Genomic DNA, 12731 nt, shown 5'->3' on the forward strand with positions numbered 1-12731 from the left:
ACTGCGCCTTTTCCCCGAATCCATTGCTCCCTCCTGAAAATAGGTCAGAAGGTGTAAACCTTATTCAGGACGGGACACCGGAAACGAAAAAGCCCTGATCTTGCGATCAGGGCTTTTTTGTTTACTGCGAACTTTTAGCGGCTTACAAATCCACCCCCAGCTCATGCTTGACCAGTTCCAGCAATTTATCGCCATCAATCGGCTTGAGCAGAAAGTCCACCACGCTCAAATGCATCGCGGCGATGGCGTCTTCCACGTCGGCGTCGCCCGAGACAATGATGATTGGCAACGCCGCGCGCACCGACTCGCGTACCTGGCGGATCAGATCCAGCCCGTCGACATTGCCCATCCGCAGATCAGTGATCACCAGTCCGATCGATGGTTTTTCTTCCAGCATTTTGAGCGCGGCTTCGCCACTGGACGCCGTCAGGCAACGAATACCCTCCATGGCCAGCATTTCCAGGAGCATTTCCCGGGCATCTTTATCGTCGTCGACGATCAGCACCCGTTGCGGCGGCAGGTCGGGTTCGTGCATGACGGCACTCAGTGCCTCGCGCTCGGCGTCGCTCAAAATATCGTGGTCGGACATGGCGTTCTCTAGCTGTTCAATTCAGTTGCCTGGCGCAGTGGTGAGACATCGCTATGCAGTAGCTCCAATGTGCACTTGGTCGGGTAATTTTCCAATAGGCAATCAGAGCGGTTTTTCTTTCAATGACGTAAGGTTTTTCCGACTTCATCGCACCTGGTGCCTAGATAGACTTACGTCCAATGGGCATTCCGGCCCTGGAGGTCGACCATGACGGAGTCATCCGACAACAATAAATCGAAAAAAGACTGCGGTAATGGTTATGAGTAAAGCGGACGCCTTCACACAGGCAGGGAAAACCGCGGTGTTGCAAAACATCCAGGGCACTTTGCAATTCCTTCAGCGCTTCCCGCCCTTCAATCAGATGGAACATGGGCACCTGGCCTATCTGGTGGAACAGTGTCAGCTGCGTTTTTATGCCCCTGGCGAGAGCATCATCAAGCCCGCCGACGGCCCGGTTGAACACTTTTACATCGTTAAACAGGGTCGAGTCGTCGGCGAACGTCCGCACACGGCCAGGGGGGGTACGGAAACCACTTTCGAAATCACCACCGGCGAGTGTTTTCCCCTCGCCGCGTTACTGGGTGAACGGGCTACCCGCACCGAACATCTCGCCGCCGAAGACACCTTTTGCCTACAGCTTAATAAGCTCGCGTTCATCAAACTGTTCGCCCTTTCCAGCACTTTTCGCGACTTTGCCCTACGCGGCGTGAGCAGCCTGCTCGATCAGGTCAATCAGCAAGTCCAGCAGAAAGCCGTGGAAACCCTCGGCACCCAGTACTCGCTCAATACCCGTCTGGGTGAATTGGCCATGCGTCATCCGGTGAGTTGCAGCCCGGCCACCCCTGTGCGAGAAGCCGTGACGCTGATGCATGAGCAGCAGGTGGGGAGCATCGTGGTGGTCGATGAACATAAAGCACCGCTGGGGATTTTCACCCTGCGCGACTTGCGTCACGTGGTCGCCAACGGCACCGCTGATTTCAGCGAAGCCATCGAACGGCACATGACCCCGTCGCCGTTCTTCCTGTCGCCGGACCACAGCGCCTTCGATGCCGCGATTGCCATGACCGAGCGGCATATCGCCCACGTCTGCCTGGTCAAGGATCAACGCCTGTGTGGCGTGGTTTCGGAGCGCGACCTGTTTTCCCTGCAACGGGTCGACCTGGTGCACCTGGCGCGCACCATTCGCAATGCGCCACGGGTGGAAAACCTGGTGCTGCTGCGCGGCGAGATCGGCCAACTGGTGGAACGCATGCTCGCCCACGGTGCGTCTTCGACCCAGATCACACACATCATCACCCTGCTCAACGACCACACCGTGTGCCGGGTGATCGAATTGACCCTGGCCGAGAAAGGCGACCCCGGCATTCCATTCAGCTGGCTGTGTTTCGGCAGCGAGGGACGGCGCGAACAGACGCTGCACACCGACCAGGACAACGGCATTCTGTTCGAAGCCCGTGACGCGGCGCATGCCGCCGAGGTGCGCGGCAAGCTGTTGCCAATCGCCCATCAGATCAACCAAAGCCTGGCGCTGTGCGGCTTTACCCTGTGCAAGGGCAACATCATGGCGGGCAACCCCGAGCTATGTTTGTCCAGGGCTGAATGGGCACGGCGCTTTGCGGCGTTTATCCGGGAGGCCACACCGGAGAACCTGCTGGGTTCGAGTATCTATTTCGATTTGCGCGTGGTCTGGGGCAGCGAGCAAGGTTGCGAACAGTTGCGTCGTGCAATTCTTGATCAGGTCGGCGACAACCGCTTGTTCCAGCGCATGATGGCCGAGAATGCGCTGCGCAATCGCCCGCCCGTAGGGCGATTCCGCGAATTCGTGCTGGCGCGCAAAAATGGCGAAAAAGCCACGCTGGACCTGAAAACCCAAGGCCTGACACCCTTCGTCGACGGGGCGCGGCTACTGGCGTTGGCCCACGGTATCGAGGCCAACAATACGCTGGAGCGTTTTCGTCAATTGGTGGCCAAAGAGGTCATTGAGCCGCTCGATGGCGCTGCCTACGAAGAGGCCTATCATTTCATTCAGCAAACCCGCATGCAGCAACACCAGCTACAGACCCGGGAGAATCTGCCCTACTCCAACCGGGTCGATCCTGACAGCCTCAACCACCTGGATCGACGAATCCTGCGTGAGTCCCTGCGCCAGGCTCAACGCCTGCAAAGCAGTCTGACGCTGCGGTATCAGCTATGAGCCTGTTCTCATGGTTACGCCCTGGCGGCCCGATCCTGTCCGGTGATCTGCAACAACGTCTACAGCGCTTGCCAGCGGCGAGCGGGTTAAGTGAGTGCAGCCTGCGTGAACAGCGCTGGGTGGTTCTCGATCTGGAAACTACCGGACTGAACCTGAACAGGGACCGAGTACTGTCAATCGGCGCGGTGGTGATCGAGGACGGTGCGATCGACTTCAGCCAACAGTTCGAACGCACCCTGCAATGCTCCGAACGCAAGCTGGGCCCCAGTGTGCTGATTCATGGTCTTGGCCCCAGCGCGATAGCTGCTGGAAGCGCCCCTGCCGAGGCATTGCTGGAGTTCATGGAGTTCGTCGGGGACAGCCCGGTACTGGCCTTTCATGCTCCCTTCGACCAGCACATGCTCGGCCGCGCACTCAAGGACCACCTGGGCTACAAGTTGCAGCATCCGTTCCTGGACGTAGCGGACATCGCCCCGCTGTTGTGCCCTCAGGCCAACATTCGCGAGGCCGGTCTGGATGAATGGATCGACTGGTTCAAACTGCAAGTCTTCGAGCGCCACAACGCCAGCGCCGATGCCCTGGCCACCGCCGAACTGGCGTTGATTCTGTTCAGCCGGGCGCGCCAGCAACAGATTCATAGTCCGTTGAATCTGCAACAGCGGCTCAATCAGTGGAAGCGCCGCCAACATACGCATTCTTTTTGATCGCTGCCGATGTCCTGCAGGAGCGAGCCTGGCGGATCGCCACACCGTCGCGATACACGTCAACGATAACGCGGGCATCCTGGACGCCCACGGCGCCCTCAGGTTTTTCGCGAGCATGCTCGCTCCTACAGGATTTGCGTCAATTGCGAGGCGTAAACGCCTGCCCGACCAGCGCCAATTGCGTACAATCTTCGCCTCTGCGACAATCGCGAACAATTCTCGTTAGTTAAAATTTCCCAATCGGTGATACTGCGTGTCGTCAGTCCCAAGCCCCCAAAGTGAGCTCGTCGGTGCGCTGTATCGCGACCATCGTGGCTGGCTTTTGGCTTGGCTTCGACGCAGCGTTGCCTGCCCGCAACGGGCCGAAGACCTCAGCCAGGACACTTTCGTGCGCCTGCTGGGCCGTGAGGAACTGAAGGCGCCGCGCGAGCCGCGAGCGTTCCTGGTAGCGATTGCCAAGGGGCTGCTGTTCGACTATTTCCGTCGTGCCGCACTGGAGCAGGCCTACATCACCGAATTGATGCTGATTCCCGAAGCCGAGCAGCCGTCGGTGGAAGAACAGCAAATGATCCTCGAAGACCTGAAAAACATCGACCACCTGCTCGGCACGCTTTCGAGCAAAGCCCGGGCGGCGTTCCTTTACAACCGCCTTGACGGTCTGGGCCACGCCGAAATCGCTGAACGCCTGGGTGTGTCGGTGCCTCGTGTGCGGCAGTACCTGGCGCAAGGTATGCGCCAGTGCTACATCGCGCTGTACGGTGAGCCGACATGAGCCCGACCCGTTCCAAGCCGGTTTCGGCGCAAGTACTGGATGCCGCGATCGCCTGGCAACTGTCCATGGACGGCGCCAACCCGGTGCAGCGCGCAGAGTTCGCAAAATGGCACGCCGCCCACGAAGAACACGCTCGCGCCTGGCGCCAGTTGGGCATGCTCGACCAGCGTTTCAGCGTCGCCAGCGGCCCGGCCCGCGCCGCCCTGCTGCAATCGCGTGAAGGCATTCGTCGGCGCGTGCGCAAGCTTGGCAGTGGTGTGGCCAGTGTCGTTGCGGTGATCGGCCTGGCGCTGTTCGCCGGTGAACGTTACTTGCCGCTCGACTATTGGCTGGCCGACCAGCGCACCGCGACCGGAGAACAGCGCACCCTTCGCCTGAGCGACGGTACGCTGATCAACCTCAACACCCACAGTGCCCTGGACGTGCGCTTCGATGCCAGGCAGCGGCTGATCGTCCTTCAGGAAGGCGAAATCCTCGTCGAAACCGGTCATGGCGATCCCCGGCCGTTCATCGTCGAAACCCGCGAGGGCAGCATGCGCGCGCTGGGGACGCGCTTCCTGGTCAAGCGCGAAGAGCAAGGCACGCGCTTAAGCGTTCTGCAGTCGGCGGTGGCCGCTCATGCCGAAGCCAGCCCGCAGGAACAGATCCTGCGTGAAGGCCAGCAAGTACTGATCCGCAACAACGGCCTGGGACCAATTCTGGCGGTGAACATGGGCGCCGATGCCTGGACTCGCGGCATGTTGGTGGTGGACAACGCGCGACTGGAAGATCTGGTCCGTGAGATCGGTCGTTATCGACCCGGACATTTGGGTGTCGCACCGCAAGTGGCTGACCTGCGGATTACCGGTAGCTTCCCGCTGCACGACACCGACCTGGCGCTCAATACCCTGCTGCCGACCTTGCCGGTGCAGATCGAGCAGCACACGCAATGGTGGGTGACGGTGGCGGCCAGGGTGGATGCCAAACCCTGAAAGACGCAGAGCCCGAGCCGACGCTTTCACGGACCCAATTGATAAATCGAAATTATTTTCATCCAGCCCTATCACTTTTTGATTCTCGTTCGGCACCTAGGCAATTGAGAAGTATTCCCTTTCAGGAGCCGCTATATGTCCCGCTCGCTAGACACCTTGTTGCGCCCCAGTTTGCTGGCGGTTGCCATTGCCCTTTGCACCCCTCTGGCCAGCAGCCATCTGGTCGCCGCCGAGCAGGCGTCTAGCGTTCGCGCCTACAGCCTGCCGGCTGCGCCATTGGCCAGCACCCTGAACCAGATCGCCAGCCAGGCAGGCCTGGCCCTGTCGCTGAACCCGTCGCTGGCCGCAGGCAAGACTTCGGCACCGGTCCAGGGCCAGTTCGATGCTCCCGGCGCCCTGCGCGAAGCCTTGCGCGGCACCGGTCTGCAACTGGAACAAAGCAGTGCCGGCACATATAGCCTGGCGGCGGTACCCGAGGGCGTGCTGGACCTGCCGGCGACCAGCGTGATTGGTGTGGAAGACAGCGAAAGCGCATGGGGGCCGGTGCAAGGTTACGTCGCCAAGCGCACCGCCGCCGGCACCAAGACCGACACCGCGCTGGTCGAAGCACCGCGCTCCATTTCGGTCGTCACCCGCCAGCAGCTGGACGACAGGAACGCGCACACCCTTGATGACGCCGTACGCTATTTGCCCGGCATCACCGCCAGCAGCTACGGCAGCGACACCCGCGCCGACTGGTTGCGTGTACGCGGCTTTGAACCGACCCAGTTCCTCGATGGCCTGCCACTGCCAAAAGGCGTGTACGCCAACCCGAAACAGGAAACCTGGAACCTCGACCGTCTGGCCCTGCTGCGTGGCCCGGCTTCGTCCGTATACGGCCAGACCCCGCCGGGCGGTCTGCTGGACATGGTCAGCCGCCGCCCAAGCGAAGAGTCCAGCAACGAAATCCAGCTGCAATACGGCAGTGACAATCATCGCCAGATCAACTTCGCCAGCACCGGCAAAATCGACGATGAAGGCCAGTTCCTGTACAGCCTCAGTGGCGTGCTGCGCGATGGCGGAACCCCCATCGACCATATCGACGACAAGCGCTACAACATTGCGCCGAGCCTGACCTGGAACATCAGCGAAGACACAAAGTTTACCCTGCTGACCCAGTTCACCCGTGACGATACCGGGATCACCAGCCAGTTCTACCCGATCCAGGGCACCAAGATCGACATGCCGTTCGGCGATATCTCCCACCACAAGAACCTGGGCGATCCGGACTACGACTATTACGACCGCACCTACTACGCTCTGGGCTATGCCTTCGAGCATCGCCTGAACGATGTCTGGCAGTTCCGCCAGAACCTGCGCTATACCAAGTCGGATCTGTCGTTCCAGGCGGTTACTGTCAACAGCTACTTCCCCCCCACACCCGGTTTTTTTGTCGACGATCAGGGCAATACCGGTCGCGGCACCACCAATGTCGACGAAGACATCAGCCAGTTCGCCGTGGACAACAATTTCCAGGCCGACTTCGCCACCGGCGATGTCCATCACACCCTGCTGCTTGGCCTGGACCATCAGCGTACTAACACCAACTACCTCTCGATCTTCGGTTCCGCACCGCCGATCAACGTCAACGACCCGATCCATGGCTTGCCGATCGAGCGCCCGGCACGCTCCACCGCGTTCTACGACTACAACCAGAAAACCTATCAGACCGGTCTGTATGTCCAGGACCAGATGGCCCTCGACCAATGGCGCCTGACCCTGGGCGGTCGTGAAGACTGGGTCCATACCGGCACCAGGTTCCTCAATAAAGGTGATGCGACCAACACCGAGCGAGACAAGAAATTCAGCGGCAACGCGGCCATCAGCTATGTGTTCGACTCGGGCTTCGTACCCTACCTGTCTTACGCCGAGTCGTTCCAGCCGACCAGCAACGCTACAGCTTCGCCAACCGAATCGTTCAAGCCCACCGAAGGCAAGCAATGGGAACTGGGCATCAAGTACCAACCGCCGGGTAGCAACACCCTGCTGACCGCCGCCGTTTATGACCTGACCCAGAAGAACGTCTCCGTAACCAGCAACGTGGGTAACGTGACGGTCACCAGCCAGACCGGCGAAGTGCGGGTCAAAGGCCTGGAACTGGAAGCCGTGTCCGACGTGACCGAGAACCTTTCGATCACCGCTGCCTACACCCTGGCCAAGTCAGAAGTACAAGATGGCATTTACAAGGGCAATCGCCTGCAACTGATGCCTAACCAGCAAGCGTCGCTGTGGGGCGATTACACTTGGCACGACGGCGTGCTGAATGGCTTCGGCATTGGTGCCGGTGCCCGTTACACTGGCAACACTTATGGTGACCAGGGCAATACCTGGCTGGGTAAGGCCGACGCCTACACCGTGTTCGATGCTGCGGTTCACTACGACCTCGGTCGCCTGGACAACAGCCTCAAAGGCGCATCCCTGGCAGTGAATGCGACCAACCTGCTGAACAAAGATTACATCTCGACGTGCGACGGCTTCTATTGCTACTACGGCGACCAGCGCAGTGTCGTCGCCAGTGCCACGTACAAGTGGTAATGGTTTGAGCTGACACGCCCAACGACCAGGCCGTCCTTCGAGGACGGCTTTGGTTTTTCTGAAGGCTATGAAATGAAAAGTAAAACAATTCGCCGCTGGTCCGCCATTCACACCTGGACAAGCCTGATCTGTACGGTGTTCCTGCTGATGTTGGCACTGACCGGCCTGCCATTGATCTTTCACCACGAGATCGACCACTTGCTGGGCGATGCCCCCGAGTTGAAGGAGATGCCGGCGGACACCCCGCGTCTGAATCTGCAACAACTGGTGCAGGCGGCCGAGCAGCATCGCCCCGGCGAAGTCATGCAGTATTTCGGTTTCGAGGACGATGAACCCAACGGCGTGATAGCGATCATGGCGCCCACTGCAGGCACCGAACCGAACTTGTCCCACACCTTCATGCTCGACGCCCGTACCGGCGAAGCGCTGGAGATGCCGTCGGCCAATGGCGGCTTCATGATGGTCATGCTGCGCCTGCACGTGGACATGTTTGCCGGTTTGCCGGGCAAGTTGTTGCTGGCGTTCATGGGGATACTGTTTGTACTGGCGATCGTGTCTGGCACCGTGCTGTACCTGCCGTTCATGCGCCGTCTGAAGTTCGCCACCGTGCGCCGGGACAAATCCACTCGCCTGCGCTGGCTCGACCTGCATAACCTGATTGGCGTGGTGACATTGACATGGGCACTGGTGGTTGGCGTGACAGGCGTCGTCAGTGCCTGCGCCGACTTGCTGATCGCCGCGTGGCGCAATGAAGCCCTGACCGAGATGATTGCGCCGTACCGCGATGCGCCGCCGTTGACGCAACTGGCGCCCGCGACCCGCTTGTTCGACATCGCCAACGAGGCTGCTCCGGACATGCAGCCGGACTTCATCGCCTTTCCCGGCACACGCTTTTCCAGCGAGCACCATTACGCGGTGTTCATGAACGGCGACACGCACCTGACCTCGCACCTGATGACCCCGGTCCTGATCGACGCCAGCACCCTGCAAGTCACTGCCGTAGTCGAACGGCCGTGGTACATGGACGTCATGGGCATGTCGCAACCGCTGCACTTCGGTGACTACGGCGGCATGCCGATGAAAATCCTCTGGGCAACCCTCGATGTGCTGACAATCATCGTGCTCGGCAGCGGCGTTTACCTGTGGGTAGTGCGGCGTAAAGCCCTGAAGCCTGCCGTGGAAACAGCGGAGAGCCCGGCATGAAACCCAGGAAAGCGAACTTCTGGAAAGTCTTCGAGACCCCCATCATCATCGCTTTATTCAGCGCAGCGGGGCTGTTTGCCGCGTTATTGGGCGATGGCGTGTGGGATGCCCTGAGCTGGCTTGGCCTCGGCATCCCCGCTGTGTTTTCCCTGCGGGGTCTGCTGCAGCGCCGCTGATTCACCTGTAGGAACGAGCCTGCTCGCGATGCCAGCGCCGCGGTCACTCAACCTGATTGCATGGCTCCCATCGCGAGCAGGCTCCCACAGGTCCAGTGAAACACTTGGTCATACGACAACACCGCCCCCGTCCGTCACTTCAGCATCGCCACCCTCTGACATATTTGTTGACAATTTAATCCCCGCGCTTCTATAAAGGCGCACGTTGTACGACAACCTACAACGCACCATAACTCCAAAAATAAAACGACGGTGAAGTGATGAAAGTCAAAGGCATCCGCTGGTGGATGGTCGGTCTGGTGACGGCCGGCCTCATAGTCAACTACCTGGCTCGCAATACCCTCTCAGTGGCCGCCCCGACCCTGATGAGCGAAATGAACATCTCCACCGAGCAGTACTCGCACATCGTCGTAGCCTGGCAGGTCTGCTATGCACTGATGCAACCGGTAGCCGGCTACATCATCGATGCCATCGGCACCAAAATGGGCTTCGCCATTTTTGCCTTCGCCTGGTCGATTGCCTGTGCGCTGGCTGCGCTGGCCAGCGGCTGGCAGGGTCTGGCGTTTGTCCGGGGCCTGCTGGGGCTGACGGAGGCCGCAGGTTTGCCGGCGGCCGTGAAAGCCACCACCGAATGGTTTCCCGCCAAGGAGCGTTCGGTGGCGATCGGCTGGTTCAATATTGGTTCGTCGATTGGCGCACTGCTGGCGCCGCCGCTGGTAGTCTGGGCGATCCTGCACAGCGGATGGGAACTGGCATTCCTGATGGTGGGCGGCCTGGGCGTGCTATGGAGCTTGCTCTGGGTGATCCTCTACAAGCATCCTCGGGACCAAAAGCTTCTGAGTGACGGCGAGCGCGACTACATCCTCAGCGGTCAGGAAGATCGCTTCAAAGAGCCCGTCAGGAAGAAAGGCAGCTGGAAAAAAATCATCGGCAGCCGCAACTTCTACGCCATCGCCAGCGCGCGGATTCTTTCCGAGCCTGCCTGGCAAACCTTCAACGCATGGATCCCGCTGTACTTGATGACCGAACGGCACATGAATATCAAGGAGATCGCGATGTTCGCCTGGCTGCCGTTCCTGGCCGCCGACCTCGGTTGCGTGCTGGGTGGCTACCTGAGCCCGTTCTTTCACAAGCATTGCAAAGTGTCGCTGTTCACCTCGCGTAAAATGGTCCTGCTGTTCGGTGCATCGTGCATGATCGGCCCGGCTTGCATCGGTCTTGTCGCCAGTCCGTACACCGCCATTGCATTGCTGTGCGTCGGCGGCTTCGCGCACCAGACATTGTCCGGCGCGTTGTATGCGATTACTTCCGACTCGTTCGGCAAGAACGAAGTGGCCACCGCCACTGGCATGGGCGGCATGTTTGGCTACCTTGGCGCTGCAGCTTTCACTTTGGTGTTTGGCGTGATGGTCACCAAGATCGGCTACAGCCCACTGTTCGTGGTGCTGGCGATTTTCGACATCGTCGCCGCATTCATTGTCTGGACCGTAGCGCGTGAACTCAAGCCTCAGACCGTTTCAGGCCATCAAGGCGAGTTGCAACCGGCCTGCTAAAACGCAGAATCTGCAGGAGCGAGCCTGCTCGCGAAAAACCCGAGAACGCCGCGGGCATTCAGAATGCCCGCGTTATCGTTAACGTCCATCGCGACAGTGCGACGGGCTCGCTCCTACAGGGTTCGCATCAACGCGCTATGCTGCGTGACACCGCCATCGACCGAGTCACCGCCATGTCCGCCCCGAGCATGACCCTGTACCACAACTCCCTTTCGCCCTTCGTCCGTAAAGTCATGGTGCTGCTGCACGAAACCGGTCAGCAGGACCGCGTGGCGCTGCAAGACTGTGTGCTGACGCCGGTCAGCCCGGATTCAGCCCTGATCGACGACAACCCCCTGAGCAAGATCCCGGCCCTGCGCCTGGCCGATGGCACCATCATTCACGACAGCCGGGTGATCCTCGATTACCTCGACCAGCAGCACGTCGGCAACCCGCTGATCCCGCGTGAAGGCTCGGCCCGCTGGCGGCGCCTGACCCTCGCCTCCCTGGCCGACGGCATCATGGATGCTTCGGTGATGGTGCGCTACGAACTCGTTCTCCGCGCCCCGGAAAAGCACTGGGACGAATGGCTCGACGCCCAGCGCGACAAGATCCGCCGTGCCCTGGCGTTGCTGGAAAAAGATGCGATAGCCGAGTTGACCAGCCATTTCGACGTGGCGGCAATCAGCGTGGCGTGTGCCTTGGGTTACCTGGACTTGCGCCATCCGGACCTGGCATGGCGCGACTCCAATCCGCAGTTGGCGGCGTGGTATTTCGAGGTGAGCCAGCGGCCTTCGATGCTGGCGACGATGCCGAAGGTTTGACGCGAAAGACACCGGAAACCTAGTAGTTCTGATAGTAGGCAACAGCTGGAAAAACTCCCATGCTCAAGTCTGTCTTTATGGCCCTTGCCAGGAGTTCAGTCAATGCCAACCTCACCTCGACCAACCCTGCTGTGCCATTACTTCTACGACCCTTTAGATCGTATGACGGATCGGACTTCCGTCGGACAGCCCGACAGCCAGCGCTTTTATTGCAAAGAGCGTCTGACCACGGACATCCGGGCTGCGGCGAAGCACAGCGTCTTCCAGCATGAAGACCAGGTGCTCGCGCAACAGCGGCACATGGGCACCACGGTCGACACCACCTTGCTGGCGACCGATCAACAACGCTCGGTGTTGAACGCGCTCGACGCGACTCGACTCATCGCCCTTGCCTACTCGCCTTACGGTCATAGCCCGCGAGGAAACGGCTTGCTCAGTCTGCTAGGCTTCAACGGCGAACCGCCGGACCCAGTGACGGGGCACTATAATCTGGGCAATGGGTATCGACAGTTCAACCCGTTGTTGATGCGGTTTAACAGTCCGGATAGTTGGAGTCCTTTTGGGGAGGGGGGAATAAATGCGTATGCTTATTGCTCCGGAGACCCTATTAACAGAACAGATCCGACAGGACATTCCTTTTGGGCTCTTTTACCCTTCGTCAGACCTTCAAACTCGTTAACTAGAGTTCCTGCAATCAAACAAAAGACGTTAAATACCGCCGCCAAAATTGCAAACATGGAACAGGGAATACGCTATAAAGGGCAAACGCTTGGCTATCAACTTGGCGAGAAATCCTCCAGATTGGACCTAAACAAAAAAAGCATTGAAAAAATCAATAAATACACCAGCATAATCAAAGACAATACCGACAAATTAAAAGAAAGAACGCAAATACTGCTTGAGCGAATGCCAGAAAGCAATGAAAAACTCAACGCAATAAAGAACTTCAAAGAACACAGAATTCAATTCCCGACGATTGCAAACCCTTCTACACCTAAAGACTTCGCCGTAATAGAACTACACTCGCAAGCGATGTACTACAGCGAACAAAAAAGCCATGTAGAGCACCTATTAAAAATTGAAAAAAACACAACACCAGCGATTAGAAATTCACGTGTAAGGGAGCTAACATAGCCCCCTTTGGCAAGGTCAAGTTCTCTTGGATGACTCAGTTCAAGACAATCCGATGTAG

Annotated in this window: 11 protein-coding genes; 10 read left to right on the forward strand and 1 reads right to left on the reverse strand. The window is 59.1% G+C overall.

Annotation, left to right across the window (positions count from 1 at the left end; translation table 11 throughout):
* Positions 1–142: 142 nt before the first annotated feature.
* Positions 143–589, reverse strand: a complete 447-nt coding sequence (locus tag AC07OG_RS00005) for a response regulator (RefSeq protein WP_060542310.1) — start codon at positions 587–589, stop codon at positions 143–145.
* A gap of 253 nt (positions 590–842) precedes the next feature.
* Between AC07OG_RS00005 and AC07OG_RS00010 the strand changes: the two genes are divergently transcribed.
* The 10 genes from AC07OG_RS00010 (at position 843) to AC07OG_RS00055 (ending at position 12673) form a co-directional block, all read left to right on the forward strand.
* Complete coding sequence (locus tag AC07OG_RS00010) at positions 843–2783, forward strand: putative nucleotidyltransferase substrate binding domain-containing protein (RefSeq protein ID WP_218423697.1); 1941 nt, start codon at positions 843–845, stop codon at positions 2781–2783.
* Positions 2780–3487: a 3'-5' exonuclease gene (locus AC07OG_RS00015; protein ID WP_060542312.1), complete on the forward strand. Its 708-nt coding sequence runs from the start codon at positions 2780–2782 to the stop codon at positions 3485–3487. The genes AC07OG_RS00010 and AC07OG_RS00015 overlap by 4 nt, the downstream gene beginning before the upstream one ends.
* A gap of 253 nt (positions 3488–3740) precedes the next feature.
* Positions 3741–4259, forward strand: coding sequence for an RNA polymerase sigma factor (locus AC07OG_RS00020; protein WP_495065933.1), 519 nt, complete (start codon positions 3741–3743; stop codon positions 4257–4259).
* The gene (locus AC07OG_RS00025) at positions 4256–5230 is read left to right on the forward strand and encodes a FecR domain-containing protein (protein ID WP_495065934.1); all 975 of its coding nucleotides are present in this window, start codon (positions 4256–4258) and stop codon (positions 5228–5230) included. Before AC07OG_RS00020 ends, AC07OG_RS00025 begins: the two co-directional genes overlap by 4 nt.
* Before the next feature lie 135 nt (positions 5231–5365).
* On the forward strand, positions 5366–7804 hold the full coding sequence (locus AC07OG_RS00030; RefSeq protein WP_495065935.1) for a TonB-dependent siderophore receptor: 2439 nt from the start codon (positions 5366–5368) through the stop codon (positions 7802–7804).
* A 72-nt stretch (positions 7805–7876) separates the two neighbouring features.
* A complete protein-coding gene (locus AC07OG_RS00035) occupies positions 7877–9007 on the forward strand; it encodes a PepSY-associated TM helix domain-containing protein (protein WP_495065936.1) in 1131 nt (376 codons plus the stop codon).
* Positions 9004–9183: a hypothetical protein gene (locus tag AC07OG_RS00040; protein ID WP_495065937.1), complete on the forward strand. Its 180-nt coding sequence runs from the start codon at positions 9004–9006 to the stop codon at positions 9181–9183. Before AC07OG_RS00035 ends, AC07OG_RS00040 begins: the two co-directional genes overlap by 4 nt.
* 260 nt (positions 9184–9443) lie before the next feature.
* Positions 9444–10736, forward strand: coding sequence for an MFS transporter (locus tag AC07OG_RS00045; RefSeq protein WP_495065938.1), 1293 nt, complete (start codon positions 9444–9446; stop codon positions 10734–10736).
* A 173-nt stretch (positions 10737–10909) separates the two neighbouring features.
* Positions 10910–11539 carry a glutathione S-transferase family protein gene (locus tag AC07OG_RS00050; protein ID WP_495066151.1) on the forward strand — a complete coding sequence of 210 codons (630 nt, stop codon included), beginning with the start codon at positions 10910–10912 and terminating at the stop codon, positions 11537–11539.
* 102 nt (positions 11540–11641) lie between these two features.
* A complete protein-coding gene (locus AC07OG_RS00055) occupies positions 11642–12673 on the forward strand; it encodes an RHS repeat-associated core domain-containing protein (RefSeq protein WP_495065939.1) in 1032 nt (343 codons plus the stop codon).
* Positions 12674–12731: the final 58 nt, after the last annotated feature.

Source organism: Pseudomonas sp. GW821-FHT09H03 (assembly GCF_059415945.1).